The sequence below is a fragment of the Streptomyces sp. HUAS 15-9 genome (assembly GCF_025642155.1).
Taxonomy (GTDB): Bacteria; Actinomycetota; Actinomycetes; order Streptomycetales; family Streptomycetaceae; genus Streptomyces.
The window spans coordinates 2,879,107-2,899,663 of record NZ_CP106798.1 but is presented as its reverse complement, the minus strand read 5'-3'; the positions used below and the strand labels follow the sequence as shown (position 1 = coordinate 2,899,663).

At 71.2% G+C, this 20,557-nt stretch carries 16 protein-coding genes and 1 pseudogene; 7 read left to right on the top strand and 10 right to left on the bottom strand.

The features are described 5' to 3' along the window. The first annotated feature begins 91 nt into the window (after positions 1–91). Positions 92–1,054 carry a GTPase Era gene (gene era, locus N8I87_RS13295; RefSeq protein WP_263208559.1) on the top strand — a complete coding sequence of 321 codons (963 nt, stop codon included), beginning with the start codon at positions 92–94 and terminating at the stop codon, positions 1,052–1,054. A 42-nt stretch (positions 1,055–1,096) separates the two neighbouring features. Here the strand turns inward: era and N8I87_RS13290 are convergent. From N8I87_RS13290 to N8I87_RS13270, 5 genes and pseudogenes are all read right to left on the bottom strand, one after another. Then, a pseudogene (locus N8I87_RS13290) lies at positions 1,097–1,237 on the bottom strand (DNA-binding protein); the annotation flags it as partial. A gap of 21 nt (positions 1,238–1,258) precedes the next feature. After that, complete coding sequence (locus N8I87_RS13285; RefSeq protein ID WP_263208557.1) at positions 1,259–2,551, bottom strand: MFS transporter; 1,293 nt, start codon at positions 2,549–2,551, stop codon at positions 1,259–1,261. Further along, on the bottom strand, positions 2,548–3,879 hold the full coding sequence (locus N8I87_RS13280) for a GH1 family beta-glucosidase (RefSeq protein WP_263208555.1): 1,332 nt from the start codon (positions 3,877–3,879) through the stop codon (positions 2,548–2,550). The genes N8I87_RS13285 and N8I87_RS13280 overlap by 4 nt, the downstream gene beginning before the upstream one ends. A 63-nt stretch (positions 3,880–3,942) precedes the next feature. Then, positions 3,943–4,209: a protealysin inhibitor emfourin gene (locus N8I87_RS13275; RefSeq protein ID WP_263208554.1), complete on the bottom strand. Its 267-nt coding sequence runs from the start codon at positions 4,207–4,209 to the stop codon at positions 3,943–3,945. A 21-nt stretch (positions 4,210–4,230) separates the two neighbouring features. Further along, entirely contained in the window at positions 4,231–5,301 is a 1,071-nt protein-coding gene (locus N8I87_RS13270) for a M4 family metallopeptidase (protein WP_263208552.1), read from the bottom strand. Between the two features lie 339 nt (positions 5,302–5,640). Here N8I87_RS13270 and leuA point away from each other — a divergent pair, with 339 nt between their 5' ends. The 6 genes from leuA to N8I87_RS13240 all read left to right on the top strand — a co-directional run bounded on the left by leuA (position 5,641) and on the right by N8I87_RS13240 (position 13,917). Further along, on the top strand, positions 5,641–7,362 hold the full coding sequence (leuA, locus tag N8I87_RS13265) for a 2-isopropylmalate synthase (RefSeq protein WP_263208550.1): 1,722 nt from the start codon (positions 5,641–5,643) through the stop codon (positions 7,360–7,362). A 185-nt stretch (positions 7,363–7,547) separates the two neighbouring features. Further along, complete coding sequence (locus N8I87_RS13260) at positions 7,548–8,243, top strand: tellurite resistance TerB family protein (RefSeq protein ID WP_263208548.1); 696 nt, start codon at positions 7,548–7,550, stop codon at positions 8,241–8,243. 143 nt (positions 8,244–8,386) lie between these two features. Then, entirely contained in the window at positions 8,387–10,462 is a 2,076-nt protein-coding gene (locus tag N8I87_RS13255; protein ID WP_263208546.1) for an MMPL family transporter, read from the top strand. A 139-nt stretch (positions 10,463–10,601) separates the two neighbouring features. Then, positions 10,602–11,774 carry a sensor histidine kinase gene (locus N8I87_RS13250; RefSeq protein ID WP_263216429.1) on the top strand — a complete coding sequence of 391 codons (1,173 nt, stop codon included), beginning with the start codon at positions 10,602–10,604 and terminating at the stop codon, positions 11,772–11,774. Further along, positions 11,771–12,436, top strand: coding sequence for a response regulator (locus N8I87_RS13245; protein ID WP_263208545.1), 666 nt, complete (start codon positions 11,771–11,773; stop codon positions 12,434–12,436). Before N8I87_RS13250 ends, N8I87_RS13245 begins: the two co-directional genes overlap by 4 nt. Before the next feature lie 287 nt (positions 12,437–12,723). Next, positions 12,724–13,917, top strand: coding sequence for a sialidase family protein (locus N8I87_RS13240; RefSeq protein ID WP_263208543.1), 1,194 nt, complete (start codon positions 12,724–12,726; stop codon positions 13,915–13,917). Here the strand turns inward: N8I87_RS13240 and N8I87_RS13235 are convergent. The 5 genes from N8I87_RS13235 to N8I87_RS13215 form a co-directional block, all read right to left on the bottom strand. Next, positions 13,914–14,849: a dihydrodipicolinate synthase family protein gene (locus N8I87_RS13235; RefSeq protein ID WP_263208541.1), complete on the bottom strand. Its 936-nt coding sequence runs from the start codon at positions 14,847–14,849 to the stop codon at positions 13,914–13,916. The two genes, N8I87_RS13240 and N8I87_RS13235, sit on opposite strands and share 4 nt — an antisense overlap. Before the next feature lie 141 nt (positions 14,850–14,990). Further along, complete coding sequence (locus tag N8I87_RS13230; protein WP_263208539.1) at positions 14,991–15,968, bottom strand: oligopeptide/dipeptide ABC transporter ATP-binding protein; 978 nt, start codon at positions 15,966–15,968, stop codon at positions 14,991–14,993. After that, the gene (locus N8I87_RS13225) at positions 15,965–17,947 is read right to left on the bottom strand and encodes a dipeptide/oligopeptide/nickel ABC transporter permease/ATP-binding protein (protein WP_263208538.1); all 1,983 of its coding nucleotides are present in this window, start codon (positions 17,945–17,947) and stop codon (positions 15,965–15,967) included. The genes N8I87_RS13230 and N8I87_RS13225 overlap by 4 nt, the downstream gene beginning before the upstream one ends. Beyond that, positions 17,947–18,906 carry an ABC transporter permease gene (locus tag N8I87_RS13220; protein ID WP_263208537.1) on the bottom strand — a complete coding sequence of 320 codons (960 nt, stop codon included), beginning with the start codon at positions 18,904–18,906 and terminating at the stop codon, positions 17,947–17,949. The genes N8I87_RS13225 and N8I87_RS13220 overlap by 1 nt, the downstream gene beginning before the upstream one ends. A 4-nt stretch (positions 18,907–18,910) precedes the next feature. Continuing rightward, positions 18,911–20,545, bottom strand: coding sequence for an ABC transporter substrate-binding protein (locus N8I87_RS13215; protein WP_263208535.1), 1,635 nt, complete (start codon positions 20,543–20,545; stop codon positions 18,911–18,913). Between the last annotated feature and the right edge of the window lie 12 nt (positions 20,546–20,557).

Genomic DNA, 20,557 nt, shown 5'->3' with positions numbered 1-20,557 from the left:
CAGGTGTGTTTCCGTGACGTTTCGTTGCGAGGGGGTTTCCGGAACCTCACCGTGCACTCACCGTGCGGCCCGGCCTTGTGGATCAGGGAGAATGGGCGCCATGAGCGTTCGCACCCAGTCATCCGAGCAGTCGGCCGAGGCCGTCCACCGCGCCGGCTTCGCCTGCTTCGTGGGCCGCCCCAACGCGGGCAAGTCCACCCTCACGAACGCTCTGGTCGGGAAGAAGGTGGCGATCACCGCGAACCAGCCGCAGACGACGCGGCACACGGTACGCGGCATCGTGCACCGGCCCGACGCCCAGCTGATCCTGGTGGACACCCCCGGTCTGCACAAGCCGCGCACGCTGCTCGGCGAGCGCCTCAACGACGTGGTCCGCACCACGTGGGCCGAGGTCGACGTGATCGGCTTCTGCCTTCCGGCGAACGAGAAGATCGGCCCCGGCGACCGCTTCATCGCCAAGGAGCTGGCCGGGATCCGCAAGACCCCCAAGGTCGCCGTCGTCACCAAGACCGACCTGGTGGACTCCAAGACCCTCGCCGAGCAGCTGATCGCGATCGACCAGCTCGGCAAGGAGCTGGGCTTCGAGTGGGCGGAGATCGTCCCGGTCTCGGCGGTCGGCGACAAGCAGGTGGGCCTGCTGGCCGACCTGCTCGTCCCGCTGCTGCCGGAGGGCCCGGCGCTCTACCCCGAGGGCGACCTCACGGACGAGCCCGAGCAGGTCATGATCGCGGAACTGATCCGCGAGGCGGCCCTGGAGGGCGTCCGCGACGAGCTGCCGCACTCCATCGCGGTGGTCGTGGAGGAGATGCTCCCCCGCGAGGACCGCCCCGCGGACCGCCCCCTCCTCGACATCCACGCCAACCTCTACATCGAGCGCCCCAGCCAGAAGGGCATCATCATCGGCCCCAAGGGCAAGCGTCTGAAGGAGGTCGGCATGAAGTCCCGCAAGCACATCGAGGCCCTGCTCGGCACACCGGTCTTCCTCGACCTCCACGTCAAGGTCGCCAAGGACTGGCAGCGCGACCCGAAGCAGCTGCGGCGGCTGGGGTTCTGATCCGGGCGGGCGAGTTCGTCCGGGGAGTGCCGGTTCCCTGTGTCAGAGCGGGATGACCTTGACCCGACGGCCGCAGAGCTTTCGCATGTCGTCGGCGTCCGAGGTGAGGACGGCCACGGGGCCCGGCTGACGGAGCGCGGTCTCAGCGACCGTCGCGTCGATGGCGTACTTGTGACCGTGCAGTGGCATCGGCGTCCCGGGCGCTCACTCCACCCCCCGTATCCGCCCCACCAGCCCCGCCCCCGCCAGTCCGATCACCGCCGCCACCAGGTACAGCACCCGGTAGCCGCCCAGGTAGGTCACGATCGGGGCGGCGAGGGCGGGGGCGGCTACCTGGGGGAGGGCGTTGGCCACGTTGATGATGCCCAAGTCTTTGCCCCGGTCCAGTGCCTTCGGCAGGACGTCCGTCATCAGGGCGAAGTCGACCGAGGTGAACACGCCGAAGCCGATGCCCAGGACCGCCGCCGCCACGATCGCGCCCGGCCAGGTCTGCCACGCCGACAGCAGTGCCGTCGCCACCGCCATCAGCGCGCCCGACCAGAGCACGAACGGCTTGCGCCGGCCCACCCGGTCCGACCAGACCCCGCCGACCACGACCGTGCCCAGCAGGGTCAGGCCGTTCACCGCCGTCAGGATCAGCACGCCCTCGTCGGGGTCGGGGATGGGGGTCCCCCCTGCTCGAGCGGAGTCGAGAGCTTGGGGGAGGAGGCGGTCGCGCAGGTAGTACAGGAGGTAGAGCAGGACCAGGGAGTTGCTGAGGTTGATCAGGAAACGGGTCAGCCAGGCCCAGCCGAGGTCGGGGTGGCGGCGCGGACTCAGCCAGAAGCCCGCAAGGAAGCCCCGCCAGTCCCAGGGCGGCCGGTCCGCGTCCGCCAGCCGCAGGTCCTCGTAGCGCAGGACGTACGGCAGCACGCCCGCGAGCGTGAACACCGCGCACGCCACATACCCGGCCCCGATCCCGCCCGCCGCCGTCGCCAGGCCCGTCCCGCCGACCACGCCGAGGATCTGCGCCGCCCCCAACCAGCCGCCCACCGCGCCCCGTTGAAGCCGGGGCACCCGGTCCGGCACCGCCGCCGTGACCGCCGCGAAGGCCGCGTTGAGCGTCAGCTGGACCAGACACCAGCCCAGCGCCATCGTCCACACCCCGCTCGCGCCCGCGAGCAGCAGCAGCGACAGCGCGCCGCCCGCCGCGCCGGTCACGATCCACGGCGTGCGGCGGCCCCATCGGGACGTGGTCCGGTCGGACAGCGCGCCGAAGACCGGGTTGGCGATCAGGGACACGACCGCGCCCACGCCCGTGACCCACGCCAGCATCGTCTCCTTGGACATGCCGGAGCCGGGCGCGAAGTCCCCCGCCTGGGAGGCGAGCAGGATCTGCAGCGGCCCGAACCAGCCCACCCATATCGCCCCGTTGGCCAGCGAGAGCGCCGCCGTCCAGCCCCGGCCGACCCGCTCGGCCGGCTCGGTGAGGGCGGCCGGCGGACGGGTGGTCGTCATCCCCGCGTCCCCTGTCTCTGCGCCCGCAGCATCTCCTGGAACCAGCGGTACGAGGCCTTCGGGGTCCTCGTCCGCGTCTCGTGGTCCATGTGCACGAGGCCGAACCGGCGTGCGTACCCCTCCGCCCACTCGAAGTTGTCGAGCAGCGACCAGACGAAGTAGCCGCGTATGTCCACCCCGGCCTCCAGGGCCCGGTGCAGTGCCCGCACATGGCCGTCCAGGTAGGCGATCCTGTCCTGGTCGTCGATGCCCTCGTACGAGCAGCCGTTCTCGGTGATGACGATCGGGGGGAGCCGGTCGCCGTAGCGGTCGCGGAAGCCGGTGAGCAGCTCCGTGAGGCCCTCGGGGACGACGGGCCAGCCGAAGTCGGTCAGCGGGCGGCCCTCGATCTCCCGCACGGAGAAGGGGAGTTCGGAGGGGATCGTCAGTCCGCCGAACTCGGTGTCGGTGCCCTGCGGGGCGCCCACCTTCGTCGGGGCGTAGTAGTTGATGCCGTACCAGTCGACCGGCTCGGCGATCGCCTTCAGGTCCGAGTGGACGTCGCCGGTTATCAACTCGCCCATTCCGTCCGGGTATTCACCGAGGATTACCGGTTCGGCGAACAGGCGGTTCAGTAGCAGGTCGTAGAAGCCCGCCGCCTCCAGGTCGGCCGGTTCCTGAGAGGCGGGCCACGTCGGCCCGTGCGAGTTGGCGATACCGATGTCCGTCGCCCCGGCCGCGCGCAGCGCCCGTACCGCGAGGCCGTGGGCCAGGAGCTGGTGGTGGGCGACGGGGAGCGCGTCGAAGAGGAGCCGCTTGCCGGGGGCGTGGGCGCCGATGGCGTGGCCCAGCAGGGTGTGTTCGGCGGGTTCGTTGAGGGTGATCCACTTGGTGACACGGTCACCGAGCCGGGCGGCGACCACCGAGACGTACTCGGCGAAGCGCGCCGCGGTGTCCCGGTCCAGCCAGTCGTACTGAACCGGCAGGTCCCAGTGGAAGAGGGTCGGGACGGGGCGTACGCCCGCCGCGCACAGCTCGTCCACCAGGCGGTCGTAGAAGTCCAGGCCGTTCGGGGAGTTCACCCTCGGCCAGGAGACGGAGAAACGGTACGCGTCCACGCCCAGGCCGGCCAGGAGCGCCACGTCCTCGCGGTAGCGGTGGTAGTGGTCGCAGGCCACCGCCGCCGTCGAGCCGTCCTTCACCCGTCCCGGCTCCGCCGTGAACGCGTCCCACACGGACGGCTTGCGCTCGTCCACCGCCCCCTCGATCTGATGGGCCGAGGTCGACACGCCCCACAGGAATCCGGCCGGGAACTGAGGTATCGGGTTCGTCGCCATGGGCGCGATCATCCTTACCGCCGGTAACGGAAGTCAACGTCCAGGCGCGAACCCGCGGTCAAGGATCCCGGCGGGTCATGCCCCTTCCTTCAGCACCCAGGTGATCAGCCTGCGCTGGTCCTGGGTCAGATGGGGATCCGCCGCGTACACGGTCCTGCCGTCGACCGTGATCTCGTAGCTGAAGCCGTCCGGCACCCCGAGGGGCGGTGTGCCCCGGCCGGCGGCGAGCGCCTGCCCGGCCAGGGCCTCCCATTCGGGTGCGTCGGGCCGCCCCGAGGTGTCCACCTCGGCATGCCGCTCGATGCCCGCGAATCCGCCCGTGCGACTCACCTGAATACGCATGGGTCTTTGTCTAGTACGGATCTAGAGGGTGCGCACCCCGACCTGCTCCCAGGCCTTGCTGACGGCGTCCGTCTCGTCGCCCGCGCCGTAGCGCGCCTTCGCCGCCGCGACGGTCTGTGTGGCGAAGTCCGCGAACAGCGCGTCCTTCTTCAACTGGCCGCTCGTCAGTGTGTCGTACCAGATCTGTCCCGCCCGCTCCCAGGCGTTGCCGCCGAGGGCCGTGGCGAGCAGATAGAAGGCGTGGTTGGGGATGCCGGAGTTGATGTGGACGCCGCCGTTGTCGCGGCCGGTGCGCACGAAGCCGTCCATCGTCGCGGGCTGCGGGTCCTTGCCGAGGACGTCGTCGTCGTACGCCGTGCCCGGGGCCTTCATCGAGCGCAGCGCGGTGCCGGTGACGCGCGGCGCGAGCAGGCCCGCGCCGATCAGCCAGTCGGCCTCCGCGGCGGTCTGGCCCAGCGAGTACTGCTTGATCAGCGAGCCGAAGACATCGGAGAGCGACTCGTTGAGCGCGCCGGGCTGGCCGAAGTAGGTGAGGTTGGCCGTGTACTGGGTGACGCCGTGGGTGAGTTCGTGGCCGATGACGTCGATCGGGATGGTGAAGTCGAGGAAGATCTCCCCGTCCCCGTCGCCGAACACCATCTGCTCGCCGTTCCAGAAGGCGTTGTTGTAGTCCTTGTCGTAGTGGACGCTCGCGTCCAGCGGCAGACCGCTGCCGTCGATCGAGTCGCGCCCGTAGGCCTTCAGGTACAGCTCGAACGTGGCGCCGAGCCCGGCGTAGGCGCGGTTGACGGTGGCGTCCTTGCCCGGGTCGTCACCCTCCGCGCGGACCTTGGTGCCGGGCAGGTCGGTGCCGTGCCGGAGGTCGTAGATGGTGCGGTGCGGCTTCTCGGCCTCGGCGGTGGCGGGCGCGGCGACGGCCGGGGCGCCGATGACGGTGGTCAGGCGTCGGCGGGTGCGCTCGAGGGCGTCACGCTCCAGGGTGCGGCGAGCGGAACGGGCGAGCGCGGGGTCCTCGGTCCGTGCGAGCCTGTCGAGGACGTGCGGCGGGACGATCGTGCAGAAAACGGGCTTGAAGCCCCCGTGGTTGGTCATGTCCGGCACCTTCGCACCGTGCTATGCCGCTGTCACTACCCGCAACCATGATTGGTGAAATACGCGGACAAGGCCCCCAGGCGTCGTCACTGAGTGGTATGGCGCATGTTTTGTCCTATTTACGTCTCGGGTCCCGCATACTGGAACAGGCCCGCGCACCCGGCCCGGCTCGGCTAGGCTGCGGTGCATCATGCGTTTCGGGCTGCTTCTCCTTAGCTGCCGCGGCGAGGGCCTGTAGTCAAAAGGCCGACTCCCTCCCCGCGGAGCTTGGCGTTGCGTCGTCGGCCGTCCTTCCGGACACCGGACTCAGACCGGACTTCTCGAGGAGCCCACGCAATCATGGCGAACCGCCAGCAGCCCAGTTCCATGCCGATCCACAAGTACGGCCGGTACGAGCAGGTCGTCATCCCGGACCGTACCTGGCCCGAGACGCGGATCACCGCCGCCCCCCGCTGGCTCTCCACCGACCTGCGCGACGGCAACCAGGCCCTGATCGACCCCATGTCGCCCGAGCGCAAGCGCCGGATGTTCGACCAGCTGGTCAAGATGGGCTACAAGGAGATCGAGGTCGGCTTCCCGGCCTCCGGCCAGACGGACTTCGACTTCGTGCGCTCGATCATCGAGGAAGAGGGCGCGATCCCGGACGACGTCACGATCTCCGTGCTGACCCAGGCCCGAGAGGACCTGATCGAGCGGACGGTGGAGTCCCTGAAGGGCGCCAAGCGCGCCACCGTCCACCTCTACAACGCCACCGCCCCGGTCTTCCGCCGGGTCGTCTTCCGCGGCTCCAAGGCCGACATCAAGCAGATCGCCGTCGACGGCACCCGCCTGGTGATGGAGTACGCCGAGAAGCTGCTGGGCCCCGAGACGGAGTTCGGCTACCAGTACTCGCCGGAGATCTTCACCGACACCGAGCTGGACTTCGCCCTGGAGGTCTGCGAGGCGGTCATGGACGTCTGGCAGCCCGGCCCGGACCGCGAGATCATCCTGAACCTGCCCGCCACGGTCGAGCGCTCCACCCCCTCCACCCACGCCGACCGCTTCGAGTGGATGGGCCGCAACCTGTCCCGCCGCGAGCACGTCTGCCTGTCCGTCCACCCGCACAACGACCGCGGTACGGCCGTCGCCGCCGCCGAGCTGGCCCTGATGGCCGGCGCCGACCGCATCGAGGGCTGCCTGTTCGGGCAGGGCGAGCGCACCGGCAACGTCGACCTGGTCACCCTGGGCATGAACCTGTTCTCCCAGGGCGTCGACCCGCAGATCGACTTCTCCGACATCGACGAGATCCGTCGCACGTGGGAGTACTGCAACCAGATGGAGGTCCACCCGCGCCACCCTTACGTGGGCGACCTGGTCTACACGTCCTTCTCCGGCTCCCACCAGGACGCCATCAAGAAGGGCTTCGACGCCATGGAGGCCGACGCCGAGGCCAAGGGCGTCACCGTCGACGACATCGAGTGGGCGGTCCCGTACCTGCCGATCGACCCGAAGGACGTCGGCCGCTCCTACGAGGCCGTCATCCGCGTCAACTCGCAGTCCGGCAAGGGCGGTGTCGCGTACGTCCTGAAGAACGACCACAAGCTGGACCTGCCGCGCCGGATGCAGATCGAGTTCTCGAGGCTCATCCAGGCCAAGACGGACGCCGAGGGCGGCGAGGTCACGGCCGCCGACATCTGGTCGGTCTTCCAGGACGAGTACCTGCCGAACCCGGACAACCCCTGGGGCCGCATCCAGGTCCGCACCGGCCAGTCGACGACGGACACCGACGGCGTGGACTCCCTCACCGTCGAGGCGACGGTCGACGGCGAGGACACCGTCCTGACCGGCACCGGCAACGGTCCGATCTCGGCCTTCTTCGACGCCCTGCAGTCCATCGGCGTCGACGTACGCCTGCTGGACTACCAGGAGCACACGATGAGCGAGGGCGCCTCCGCGCAGGCCGCCTCGTACATCGAGTGCGCGATCGACGACAAGGTTCTGTGGGGCATCGGCATCGACGCGAACACGACGCGTGCGTCGCTCAAGGCGGTCGTGTCCGCCGTCAACCGCGCGACCCGCTGACCCCGTCCGACCAGGCATTTCACTGCCCCGACCGCCGTGCACGGCGGTCGGGGCGGCGTCGTTTCTCGGCCACTGATACGAGGAGGTCACGGACAGGTCTCGTACTGGGTAATGACTCCACCTCGACAATGTGGCTAACATCACGCCAGCGCGGCGATGTTGCCGCGGCGTTACGGAGGTGCGACGTGCTGCCAGTCCGGGGACAAGACGACAGTGCCACCAAACCTGCGCGCCTTGTGGGTACCCGCACCGCGTGGACACCCGTGGGCGACGGCGAGTTCTTCTGTCCCGGCTGCGGAGGGGACCGCAACTACCAGCGGCTCACCGGCCGGCGCCGCTTCACCCTCCTGGGCGTGCCGGTGCTGCCGCGCGGGGCGACCGGACCGGTCGTCGAGTGCGCGGCCTGCCGCCACCACTTCGGCACCGACGTCCTCGACCATCCGACCACCTCCCGCTTCTCCGCGATGCTCCGCGACGCCGTGCACACCGTCGCCCTGGCCGTCCTCGCCACGGGCGGCGCCTGCGCCCGTACGTCCCTGGAGACCGCCGCGAGCACGGTCCGCGCCGCCGGCTTCGAGGACTGCACCGAGGACCAGCTCAGCGCGCTCGTCGAGGCCCTCGCCGCCGACACCGGGCGGCTCTACGACCAGCCGTGCGGCGCCGGCCTGGCCATAGAGCTGCACGAGTCCCTCGACCCGCTGGCCCCGCACCTTGCCCCCGCCGGCCGTGAGTCGGTCCTCCTCCAGGCCGCCCGCATCGCCCTCGCCGACGGCCCCTACACGCCCGCCGAACGCGACGTCCTCACCACCATCGGCGGCGCCCTCACCATCTGCGCGGACGACGTCACCCGGCTCCTCGCGGCGGCGCGTACGCCGTCCTGATACTCCCCGGGGAGTAGTCACGCCCCCCGGTCACCCGTCGCAGTACCCCCGAACTCGCCCTCCCGCGCGACGAATCCCGCCCCCGGCGCCGGAAGTCTGGAGCCCATACCCAGACATCCGCGCCGGAGGGAGAGCCCGTCACCATGGGGGCCGCAGAAACGACACGCACAGGACGACGCGCCATCCCCTGGCTGCTGATCGCGCTGTGGATCGGCGTCCTGGCCGTCACCTCGCCGTTCGCCTCGAAACTCGCCGACGTCCAGCGCAACCGGGTCACCGACTACCTGCCGGCGAACGCCGACTCCACCCAGGTCGCGAAGATCCAGGACCGCCTGCCCGGCGGCGAGACCACCGAACTCGTCCTCGTCTACCACCGCGACGGCGGCCTCACCGCCGCCGACCGCGCCACGGCCGGCAAGCAGATCGCCACGATCGCCGGACAGCACACACTGACCGGCACCCCGCGAGGGATCCCGGCCAAGGACGGCACCACCCTCATGTACCCGGTGACCAGCAACGAGCCCGGCACCGACGAGAAGAAGCGCGACGCCCTCGTCGAGGACGTCCGCCGGGTCGCCCACGACCGGGACGGACTGACCGTCGACGTCGGCGGCCCGAGCGCCCTGGCCACGGACGCGGGCAAGGTCTACGACTCGCTCGGCGGACCCCTGCTCTACACCACGGTCGCCGTCGTCGCCGTCCTGCTGATCCTCATCTACCGCAGCCCCCTGCTGTGGCTGGTCCCGCTGGTCGTCGCCGCCACCGCCGACTTCCTGTCCATGGGCGTGGCCTACGGCCTCAACCAGGCCTTCGGCACCACCGTCTCGGGCCAGAGCCAGGGCGTGATGACCATCCTCGTCTTCGGCGCCGGCACCGACTACGCCCTGCTGCTCGTCTCCCGGTACCGGGAGGAGCTGCGGCGCCACGAGCGGCCGTACGACGCGATGAGAGCCGCGCTGCGCGGCTGCGGGCCCGCCGTTCTCGCCTCCTCGGGCACGGTGGCCGCCGGACTGCTGTGCCTGCTCGCCGCCGATCTCAACTCCAGCCGTGGCATGGGCCCGCTCGGGACCGTCGGGGTGCTGTGCGCCCTCGCCGCCATGCTGACCCTCCTGCCCGCCGTCCTCGTCCTGCTGGGCCGCCGGGTGTTCTGGCCGCTGGTGCCCGCCTACGGCAGCACGCCCAAGGCCCGCCGGTCGCTGTTCGCCGCGATGGGCAGCTCCGCCGGGCGCCGCCCGCGCACCGTCCTGGCCGCGGGAGCCGTCCTGCTCGGCGCGCTCGCGCTGGGCACCCTGAACCTGCCCGGCACGGTCAAACAGCAGGACAGCTTCATCGACAAGCCCGACTCCGTCGTCGCCATGGAGACCCTCGCCAAGGCCTACCCCGAACGGTCCGCCCAGCCCATCGACGTCATCACCCCGACGGACCGCGCCGACGCCACCCTGGCAGCGGCCCGCGACACCCACGGAGTCGCGAGCGCACAGCGGGCCCGCACAGGCGGCGGCTGGACCGAGATCTCCGTCATCGCCGCGGCACCGCCCCAGTCCGCGGCCGAGACCGCCACCATCAAGGACCTCCGGCACACCCTCAAGGGCTCCTACGTCGGCGGACCCAGCGCCCAGCAGATCGACCTGGAGGACACCAACGCCCGCGACCGGCTCGTCGTCGTGCCGATCGTCCTCCTCTCCGTCCTGCTGATCCTCGTCGCCCTGCTGCGCTCCCTGGTCGCGCCGCTGATCCTGGTGACCGCCGTGGTCGCGGTGTGGGGCGCGGCGCTCGGCATCGGCGGGCTGGTCTTCGAGCCGCTGTTCGGCCTCAACGGCACGGACCCCGGCCTCGGACTGCTGTCCTTCGTGTTCCTCGTCGCCCTCGGCGTCGACTACGGCATCTTCCTCATGCACCGCATGCGGGAGGAGTCGCTGAACGGCGCCGAACCGGCCGCCGCCGCGCTGACCGCGCTGCGCACCACCGGCGGGGTGATCGCCTCCGCGGGTCTCGTCCTGGCGGCCACCTTCGCGGTACTGACCAACATGGGCCTGGTCCCGCTCGTCGAACTCGGCTTCGTCATCTCGGTCGGCGTGCTGCTGGACACCTTCCTCGTCCGGACCTACCTGGTGACCAGCGCGAGCGTGGCGCTGGGGCGGCGCGTGTGGTGGCCGGGTCGGCTGTCGCGGACACCGGACCCGGTACCGTCACGAACCGCGCCGGAGCTGGTGAGCTGAAGCAACGGAACCAGTGAGCTGAAGCACCTGAGCCGAAGAACCGGGCGCCCCTGCCTGCCGCGGGGGCGCCCGTCTACCGGAAGATGAACCTCGTGCAGGCAACCCTCATCGATGCCCGGCCCGGCCGTCCCGGCCGCGGATCCGCGCGGCCCTCGGGTTCGCGCCCCGCGACACCCTGCGGCAGGACGCGAGCCTCGCGGCCGCCCTCGCCGTCGTCGCGTCCGTCCTCGCCGCCGCCGGCCTCGGCAGCGGGCGGCACCCGGACGCGCTCGGCTGGACCCTGCTGCTCTCGGCCCATGTGCCGCTGGTGTGGCGGCGGCGGGCCCCGATGGCGGTGCTGTGCGTGGTGATCGCGCTGATCGTGACGTACCACGAACTCGACTTCAACCACTCCGCGCCCACCGCCGCCTCGATGGCCGCGCTCTACACCGTGGCCGAGACCCGGAACCTGCGGCGCACCCTGCCGATCGGGGCCGGCGTCATCGGGCTCATGCTGATCATGAAGATCGACCACGGCATGGCCGGGGTCGCCGAGAGCATGCGCATCACCGGATGGGTCATCGCGATGCTCGTCATCGGCAGCTACCTCCGCGTCCACCGGGAGAACGTGGCCGCGGCCCTGGAGCGGGCCGAGCGCGCCGAGCGCACCCGCGAGGAGGAGGCCCGCCGCCGGGTGGCCGAGGAGCGCCTGCGCATCGCCCGCGACCTGCACGACCTCCTCGCCCACAGCATCACCCTGATCGGCGTCCAGACCTCGGTCGCCGCGCATGTCCTCGCCGCCGACCCGACGCGGCTGGACCGCGAGGCCGTCGCCAAGGCCCTCGACGACATCGCCGAGACCTGCCGCACGGCCCGCGGTGAGATCCGTACGACCCTGGAGGTCCTGCGCGACGGCGACCACGCCTCGCCGGACACCCGCGGCCCCCTGCCCGGCCTGCACGGCCTGCCGGACCTCGCGGCGACCGCGCGGGCGGCGGGGGCGAAGACGGAGCTGACGGTACGGGCCGGTGATCCGCCGCCCGCCGTCGGCGCGGCCGCCTACCGCATCGTGCAGGAGGCGCTCACCAACGCGGTACGGCACGGCGGGCGGGACGACCTGTCCGTGCGGGTGAGCGTGGACGAGTCGGACGGCGCCCTGCGGGTCCGGGTTACCGACGACGGCACGGGCGCGGCGGCCGGCGCCCCCGGCCTCGGCCTGGTCGGGATGCGGGAACGGGCGCGCAGCGTGGGCGGCACGGTGGAGGCCGGGCCCCGGGCGGACGGGAAGGGCTTCGAGGTGACCGCGGAACTGCCTCTGGAGGGAGCCGGATGAGCGCCATCCGCGTCCTGCTCGCCGACGACCAGACCCTCGTCCGGGCCGCCTTCGCCATGCTCGTCGAGTCCGCGAAGGACATGGAGGTCGTCGGGCAGGCTGGCACCGGCCGGGAGGCCGTGGAGCTGGCCCGCCGACAGCGCGCCGACCTCGTCGTCATGGACATCCGCATGCCCGACCTCGACGGCATCGAGGCCACCCGGCTCATCGCCGAGGCCGAGGACCTGGCCGGGGTGCGGGTCCTCGTCCTGACCACCTACGACACCGACGAGAACATCGTGGAGGCGCTGCGCGCCGGCGCGTCCGGCTTCCTGGTGAAGGACACCCGTCCGGCGGAACTTCTCGACGCCATCCGCACGGTGGCCGCGGGCGAGGCCCTGCTCTCCCCGGGCCCGACGGCCCGGCTGATCGAACGCTTCCTGCGCAGCCCGTCGGCGCCGTCCACGGCCGGACCGGAATGCCTCTCCGAGCGGGAGCGCGAGGTGCTGGCACTGGTGGCCCGCGGCCTCAACAACACCGAGATCGCCGAGGCCCTGGGCCTGAGCCCGCTGACGGCCAAGACCCACGTCAGCCGCATCATGGGCAAGCTGGGCGCGAGGGACAGGGCGCAACTCGTCGTCGTGGCGTACGAGTCGGGCCTGATCGTTCCGGGGAACGGCTGACGGCTAGGGGGTGTCGTTTGGATCAGGTCGGCCGTGACGAACGGTGCGGGCTGGCCGACCCCGAGCGGGGTCTGGTGCGTGCAGCTGCAAGGCGGAGGAGGGAGTCGACGCGGAGCGTCGGCGAGTGACGACAACGCGGCAGATGGGCGTGCCAGACCCCGCGACGCCGGGATGATCCAAACGACACCCCCTAGGCGCGTCGGGAGTCGGAACGGGTGTCGGCGGGGAGCATGTGACCGACAACGGTCACCGTCCCGCATCGGGACGCCGTTCCGTAAGGGAGAGGGATGACACTCCTGAGCCGCACCCTCCTGACCGCCGCCGTGCTCCTCGCTCCGCTCACCGTCGCACAGCCCGCCCAGGCCGGTGGGGGCTGTGCCTCCTCGGTGCCCTACGTCTCCGGGGAGGGCGGTTACGACACCTATCGGATCCCCGCCACCGTCACCACCCCGAGCGGCTCCGTCCTCGCCTTCGCCGAGGGCAGACACGACAGCGCGGGCGACACCGGTGACATCGATGTCGTCCTCAGGCGTTCCACCGACGGCGGCTGCACCTGGGGCCCGCTCCGGGTGGTCGCCGCCGGGGACGGGAACACCCGTGGCAATCCGGCGCCGGTCGTCGATCCGCGCACCGGTGCGGTCGTGCTGGTCACCTCCTACAACAGCGGTGCCGTGACCGAGGCGCAGATCATGCGCGGTGAGGTCACCCCGGAGCAGAGCCGCCGGGTGTTCGTACAGCGCAGCTGGGACGACGGCCGCCGCTTCACGCCCCCGCGGGACATCACGGCCGAGGTGAAGCCGGCGCACTGGCGCTGGTACGCGACCGGCCCGGGGCACGCCGTCGCGCTCACTCGGGGCCCGTACCGGGGCCGTCTGGTCGTCCCGGCCAACCACTCGGCGGCCCCGCCCGCCGGCTCTCCCGACACCGGCCAGGAGGCCAGGTACTACGGCGCCCACGCGATCTACAGCGACGACGGCGGCCGTACCTGGCGGCTGGGCTTCGTCGACGGCTCCTACGACGGCGTGGCGAACTCCAACGAGAGCACGGCCGCCCAACTCCCCGACGGCAAACTGTACTTCAGCTCCCGCGACCAGAACGGCAGCGGCCCCGGCAACCGCCTCGACACCTACTCCAGCGACGGCGCCGAGACCCTCGACCGCCCCTACGCCCCCCAGCCGACCCTCAACGACGTCCCCGTCGTCGAGGCCTCCGTCCTCCAGCTCCGGGGCCCGAAGGCCCCGCTGCTGTTCTCCGGCCCGTCCGTGCCCACCGCCCGCCGGGAGATGGCCCTGTGGCGCTCCACCGACGGCGGGGCGACCTTCGCCAAGGTGCTCACGCTGTCCGTGCGGAAGGCCGCCTACTCCGACCTCGTCCAGGTGGACCACCGGACGGTGGGCATCCTGTACGAGACGGGGGTGACGGGGACGTACGACACGATCGAGTTCCGGCGCCTGCCGGCCCGCGACTTCGACACCCCCTAGAGCAGCCCGGCGCCCGCCAGATACTTCCCCACCCGCTCGACCTCCTCCGCGGACAGCGGGATCTGCGGCTCGGCCGTCGCCGGGCAGTCGATGACGCCCCTCAGACGGAGCGCCGCCTTGAACGCGCCGAGCGCCGACGAGCTGCCGCCCATCCGGGCCGGGTCGCCGACGCGCACCATGCCGAACAGGGCGCACAGCCGCTCCTGTTCGGCCCGCGCGCCGTCCCAGTCGTCCGACCGGCACAGCCGGTAGAGCCGGACGTAGCCGTGCGGGTCGACGTTGGCGAGGCCCGGCACGGCCCCGTCGGCCCCGAGCGCGAGGGCCGCGTCGACGACCAGCTCCGAGCCGGTGAGCACGCTGAAGCGGGTGGTGTCGGGGAGGTTCCGGGCGCCGGTGACGACCTGGCGGAAGGCGCCCAGGTCGCCGCTGGAGTCCTTCACGCCCGCCAGCACCCCGTCGGCGGCGAGCTCCAGGAGCAGCTCGGCGGAGAGCTTGGTGTGCACGGCGACCGGGATGTCGTAGGCGATGACCGGGACGCCGCTGACCGCCGCGACCCTGCGGTAGTGGCGGGCGATCTCCGCCGGATGGGTGCGGGTGTAGAAGGGCGGCGTGACCACGACCGCCTGGGCGCCCGCTGCGGTGGCCCCCCGCACGTTGTCCAGCACCCGGGGCGTGGTCATGTCGATCGCCCCGGCCAGCACCGGCAGCTGACCGCCGACATGACCCACGACCGCCTCCATCACCAGCATGCGCTGCAGGTCCGTCAGATACGCGGCCTCCGAGGTCGAGCCGAGCAGGAACAGCCCGTGCACCCCGCCCTCCACCAGATGGTCGACGAGCCTGAGGAGCGAGGGGACGTCCACCTCGCCTTCCGGTGTCAGGGGGGTGCAGACGGGCGGTACGACACCGGTCAGCGGGGCGGGGAAGGTCATGGTGGCTCCCTGAAAGTAGCGATTCGCGACAACTGTGATGTACAGTCGCCGCTTCGCGGCGGGACACGCCGGAGGGGTGACGTCACGCGTGTGATCGAGCGCCCGTGAACCTCAGCTCATCGAGGCTGGAATCCATCCCCTTCACGGGGTGGAGGATGTCAAAGGATGGTGGCACCGGTAGCGGTGGCCGGGCGTCGGCGCAGTCGCGAGGCCCGGCATCACCGTCGCGCACCCATCGTCCGCTCTCCAGCAGCGAGTGCGGAACGGGCATCCGCTCGGTGGGCGGGTCGCCGAAGGGACTGGGCCGTCCAGCTGAATCGGATTGACGGGATTCAGCAAACAGGGCGTGGCGGAGAACAGGGCGCGGGTGTACGGGTGCCGCGCCTGGTCGGTGACCTGACCGGCCGGGCACTCCTCGACGATCCGGCCCAGATACATGGTGATCACCCGGTCGCTCATCCGCCGTACGGTCTGGATGTCGTGCGAGACGAACACCAGGGCGAGGCCCAGGCGTTCCTTCAGATCGAGCAGGAGGTTCAGGATCTGCGCCCGCACGGACACGTCGAGCGCGCTCGTCGGCTCGTCCGCGACCACCAGGTCGGGGTCGAGGGCCAGCGCGCGGGCGATGGCGACGCGCTGGCGCTGGCCGCCGGAGAGCTGGCCGGGCAGCGCGTCGGCGAGGGCGCGGGGGAGGCCGACGAGAGCCATCAGCTCCCGTACCCGCTGTTCGCGTTCCTTCCTCGTCCCGCGGTCGTGGACGTCCAGCGGGTCGCGCAGGATCCGCCGGACCGGCAGCCGGCGGTTGAGGGCCGTCGACGGGTCCTGGAAGATCATTCCGGTGCCGGCACCGACCGCGGCCCGGCGCTCGGCGGGCGGCATGGACCACAGGTCACGGCCCCTGAACGACACCGTCCCGGTCGTCGGCCGCTCCACCCCCACCAGTACCTTCGCCAGCGTCGACTTGCCGCAGCCGGACTCGCCGACCACACCGACCGTCTCACCGGGCGCGACGGCGAGATCTGCGCCGGTCAGCGCGTACACCCGGTCCCGGGTGAACAGGCCGCCGCTGCGCGCCCGGTGGACGACATGGGCGTCCGACAGTTCCACGACCGCGTTCACTTGACGGCCTCGCTCTCCGTCGTCACCAGGTCGACCGCCGGGTGGTGGCAGGCCGCCGTGTGGGTGGGCGTGCCGAGCAGATCAGGGGCGGTCGTACGGCACACCTCGCTGGCCCGTGGACAGCGGTCCGCGAAACGGCAGCCCGCCGGGAAGTCGGCCGGGGCCGGGACGACACCCCTGATCTGGGTCATCCGCTCGGCCGCCGACTCCAGGGACAGCACGCTGCCGAGCAGCCCCCGGGTGTAGTGGTGGGCCGGTGCCGCGATCAGGTCGGCGGTCACGCCCGTCTCCACGATCTGCCCGCCGTACATCACCACCACCCGGTCGGTGACGTCGGCGACCAGCGCCAGGTCGTGCGAGACCAGGATCAGCGCGAAGCCCAGTTCCGCCCGTAGCCGCAGCAGCAGCTCCATGATCTGCGCCTGCACGGTCACGTCCAGCGCGGTCGTGGGCTCGTCGGCGACGATCAGCTTCGGGTCGCGGGACAGCGCCATGGCGATCAGGACGCGCTGGCGCTGTCCGCCGGAGAGCTCGTGCGGATAGCTGCGCAGGGTGCGTTCGGGGTCGAGGCCGACCAGGGTCAGCAGCTCCGCGGGGGAGCGCCGGCCGCCACGCCGTACGAGCTGCTTCAGCTGGGCGCGGATGGTCATCGCCGGGTTCAGGGACGACAGCGCGTCCTGGTAGACCATCGCCATCTCGTGGCCGAGGAGCCTGCGCCGTACCCGCGTCGGTTCGGCGAGCAGGTCCCGTTGGTGGAAGCGGATCTGGCCCCCGACCCGGGCGTCCCTGGGCTGGAGCCCCATGACGGTGAGCGCGGTCAGCGACTTGCCGCAGCCCGACTCGCCCACCAGTCCCAGCACTTCGCCGGGCCGCACCTCGAAGCTGATGCCGTCGACGATGTCCACGCCCCCGTGGCGTGCGTCGAAGCCGATGGCGAGGTTCTCCACCGCGAGCACCGGCACCGCGTCGGCGTCGGGCAGGGGCCGGGCCCGTGAGCGCAGCCGCCGGGCGGCCTCGGTCAGGCCGGGCAGCTGCGGTACCTCGCCGCTGTCCGGCTCCGGTGCCTCGACCGGGTCGTCGTCCTTGCGCGCCGCCGTCACGTCCCGGGCCGCCGGGGCCGCCCAGGCGTCGGAGACGCCCTCGGACAGGACGTTCAGCGACAGGACGGTGACCAGCATCAGCAGCCCGGGGAAGACGGTCGCCCACCAGCCGCCGGTGAGCACCATGTTCTTGCCGTCGGCGATGACGCTGCCCCAGGACGGGTCCGGCGGCCGTACGCCCGCGCCGATGAAGGAGAGCGACGCCTCGAAGACGATGGCCTCGGCGACCTGGACCGTGCAGAACACCAGGACGGGGGCGGCGCAGTTGACGGCCACGTGCCGCAGCACGATGTGCGGGGTGCGGGCACCTATGACGCGTTCCGCCGTGACGTAGTCCTCGCCGTACTGGTCGAGGACGTTCGCCCGTACGACGCGGGCCACCGGCGGGGTGAACAGGAACGCGATCGCGCAGATCAGTACGGTGATGCCGCCGCCGAAGACGGCGACGAGCACGGCGGCCAGCGCGATGCCGGGGAACGCCATCACCACGTCCAGACAGCGCATCAGCGTCTCGTCGACGCCCTTGCGGGAGGTGGCGGCGACCGCCCCGACGACCGCGCCCACGACCAGGGCGAGCGCGGTGGCGCCGAGACCGATGGCGAGGGACCAGCGGGCGCCGTACATCAGCCGGCTGAGGATGTCCCGGCCGAGGCTGTCCTGCCCCATCCAGTGGTCGGCGGACGGATGCCCGGTGCCGTCGACCGGTGGCTGCTGGTCGAGCGGGTCGTCCGGGGCGAGCACGGGAGCCAGCAGAGCGGTCAGCACGACGACCGCCAGGAAGCAGACGGCGATCCTCGACAGCGGGGGCAGCCGGCGCCGGCCGCGCAGCCGGAGGCCGGGCCGGGACAGGGCCCGGGTGAGGTCTTCGCGCGTGAACATCAGGTCGCGTCCCTCAGTCGCGGGTTGACCAGGAGATGGAGGATGTCGATGGCGAGGTTGACGACGACGAAGCCGGTCGCCGTGGTCAGTACGACACCCTGGACGACCGCCGGGTCGCCGTTCTGCACCGCGTCGATCATGAGCTTGCCCATCCCGGGCAGCGAGAAGATCGTCTCGATGACCACCGCGCCGCCCAGCAGATAGCCGACGCGCAGACCGAGCACGGTCAGCGGATTGATCAGGGCGTTGCGCAGCACATTGCGCCCCACGACCACCCGTGGCGGCAGCCCGCCGCCGATCGCGGTCCGTACGTAGTCCTTGTCCAGCTCCTCCACCACGGAGGTCCGCACGATCCGGGTCAGCTGGGCGGCCACCGGCAGCGACAGCGCGAACGCCGGCAGGGCCATGGTCTTCAGCCAGCCGGTGAAGGAGTCGGCGGGGTTGATGTAGCCGCCGGTGGGGAACCAGCCCTGGTCCACCGCCAGGTACTGGATCATCAGCAGCGCCAGCCAGAAGCCGGGTGCGGCGACCCCGGTCAGGGACACGACCCGGATGATCTGGTCGGGCAGCCGGTCCCGGTAGATCGCCGCCGTGACCCCGCCGAGCAGCGACAGCACCACCGCGATGCCGAGCCCCAGGAAGGCGAGCTGGAGGGTGAGCGGCAGCGCGGTGGTGACCTGGTCGAGGACCGGTGCCCGGGTGAGGGCGCTGGTGCCCATGTCGCCGTGGAGCAGGTCGCCGACGAAGTGGACGTAGCGCACCGGGAGCGGATCGAGCAGCCCGTTCCGCTCCCGGAAGTCGTGCAGTTGCCGGGGCGTCGGGTTGGCGCCCTGGAAGAACGCGGACGCCGGGTCGACGTCCGAGAACCGCATCACCAGGAACACGAACAGCACGATGCCGAGCATCAGCGGCACCAGCAGGGCGACACGGCGGAGCAGGATGCGCAGGACGGCGACCACCGTGCTAGACCCACTTGGCCTGGAGCAGGTTGATCCCGGGGTACGGCTGTGCCCTTATCCCCGTCAGCTTCTTCGGGTCCCAGGCGGTCATCAGCTCGTTGTGCACGACCGGGTAGAGCACGGCCTGCTCGGCGACGATGTCGATGTAGTCCTGGATCATCGCCTTCTTCCGCTCGGTGTCCGGCTCCTGGGTGGCCCGGTCCATGTCCTTGAAGAGCTGCTTGGCGACGGAGTTGTCGGCCCAGCGGGCGTAACCCATCCAGAGGTTCTGCGGGCCGTAGTTGTAATGCATGATCAGGTCCGCGTCGAGGCCGAACTGGTTGGGGTTCGAGGCGGCGGCGACGACCTGGTAGTCCTGCTTCTGGTCCATCTTGGTGAAGACGGCCGTGGTCTCCTGCGGTGCCAGCGTCGTCTCCACGCCGATCGCGTCCCAGGACGACTTGATGGTAGGCAGGCAGTCGACGATCCAGCTGACGTTCACCGCCAGGATCTCGATCTTCAGGTTCTTCACCCCGGCGGCCTTCAGCAGGGCCTTCGCCTTGTCGGGGTCGTAGTCGTAGACGGTCTTGGCGCGCCGGTAGGAGGGGTTGCCCTCGTTGAGGAAGGACGAGGACGGCTTTCCGTGGCCCTTCAGCGCGACCTCGACCATCTTCCCGGTGTCGATGGCGTAGTGCAGTGCCTGCCGGACCCGTACGTCGTCGAAGGGCTTGTGCCTGGTGTTGAACATCAGGAACAGGTTGTTCATCCCGGCCCCGCCCGCGACCGACAGCCCGCCGCTCTCCAGGCGCGGGATGTTGGCGTAGGGGATGTTGTCGGCGATCTGCGCGCCCGCGCCGCTCCCGGAGATCTTCGCCACGCGGGGCGCGGCGTCCACGATGGTCAGCCAGTTCATCCGCTTGAAGGCGGGCCTGCGCGGGCCGTTGTAGTCGGCGAAGGCCTCGAAGGTGGTGTTGGACTTCGGGTGGTGCGCGGTCTGCCGGTACGGTCCCGAGCCGATGGCCTTGCCCTTGATCGCGTCGTCCCAGGCGCCCGGCCGCGAGAAGACGTGCTTGGGCATGATCTTGGCGAGGGTGAGCCGGGAGACCCCTTCCGGGAAGGGGAACTTGAGCACCAGCTCGACGGTCCGCGCGTCGACCTTGCGCACTTCCTTCAGCCAGCTCGCGAAGAACCCCTTGGCGAGGGTCTGGGTCTTCGGGTCGAGGATCCGGTCGAAGACGAAGACGACGTCGTCGGCGGTGACCGGCTTGCCGTCGTGGAACCTGGCGCCCGCCCGCAGGGTGAACCGCCAGGTGGTGGCCTTGAGGTCGGCGGGCACCTGGGTGGCCAGCGCCGCGTACGGCTCACGGGAGATCGGGTCGGTGTCGAGCAGGCCTTCGTAGATGTGGTTGTTGCCGGCCATGGCGAACGCGGACGCCGTCTGGGTCGGGTCCCAGCTGCCGTCGTTCCCGTAGCCGATCACCGCGGTCAGTGTGCGGTTCTTGCCGCCGCCCGAGCCGCCGGTGTCATTCGTGGACTGAGGCCCGGACGAGCAGGCCGCCAGCGAGGAGGACAGCGCGGCGGCCGCGCCCAGCGCGCCGGAGTACTTCAGGAACGACCGGCGATGCGGTGCCGGCACGTCGTGGGTCACGTCGTCGCGCACGGTTCCTCCAGC

Coding starts and splice junctions, on each gene's coding strand:
- era (WP_263208559.1), top strand. CDS start 92: ATGGGCGCCATGAGCGTTCGCACCCAGTCATCCGAGCAGTCGGCCGAG.
- N8I87_RS13285 (WP_263208557.1), bottom strand. CDS start 2,551: ATGACGACCACCCGTCCGCCGGCCGCCCTCACCGAGCCGGCCGAGCGG.
- N8I87_RS13280 (WP_263208555.1), bottom strand. CDS start 3,879: ATGATCGCGCCCATGGCGACGAACCCGATACCTCAGTTCCCGGCCGGA.
- N8I87_RS13275 (WP_263208554.1), bottom strand. CDS start 4,209: ATGCGTATTCAGGTGAGTCGCACGGGCGGATTCGCGGGCATCGAGCGG.
- N8I87_RS13270 (WP_263208552.1), bottom strand. CDS start 5,301: ATGACCAACCACGGGGGCTTCAAGCCCGTTTTCTGCACGATCGTCCCG.
- leuA (WP_263208550.1), top strand. CDS start 5,641: ATGGCGAACCGCCAGCAGCCCAGTTCCATGCCGATCCACAAGTACGGC.
- N8I87_RS13255 (WP_263208546.1), top strand. CDS start 8,387: ATGGGGGCCGCAGAAACGACACGCACAGGACGACGCGCCATCCCCTGG.
- N8I87_RS13245 (WP_263208545.1), top strand. CDS start 11,771: ATGAGCGCCATCCGCGTCCTGCTCGCCGACGACCAGACCCTCGTCCGG.
- N8I87_RS13240 (WP_263208543.1), top strand. CDS start 12,724: ATGACACTCCTGAGCCGCACCCTCCTGACCGCCGCCGTGCTCCTCGCT.
- N8I87_RS13235 (WP_263208541.1), bottom strand. CDS start 14,849: ATGACCTTCCCCGCCCCGCTGACCGGTGTCGTACCGCCCGTCTGCACC.
- N8I87_RS13225 (WP_263208538.1), bottom strand. CDS start 17,947: ATGTTCACGCGCGAAGACCTCACCCGGGCCCTGTCCCGGCCCGGCCTC.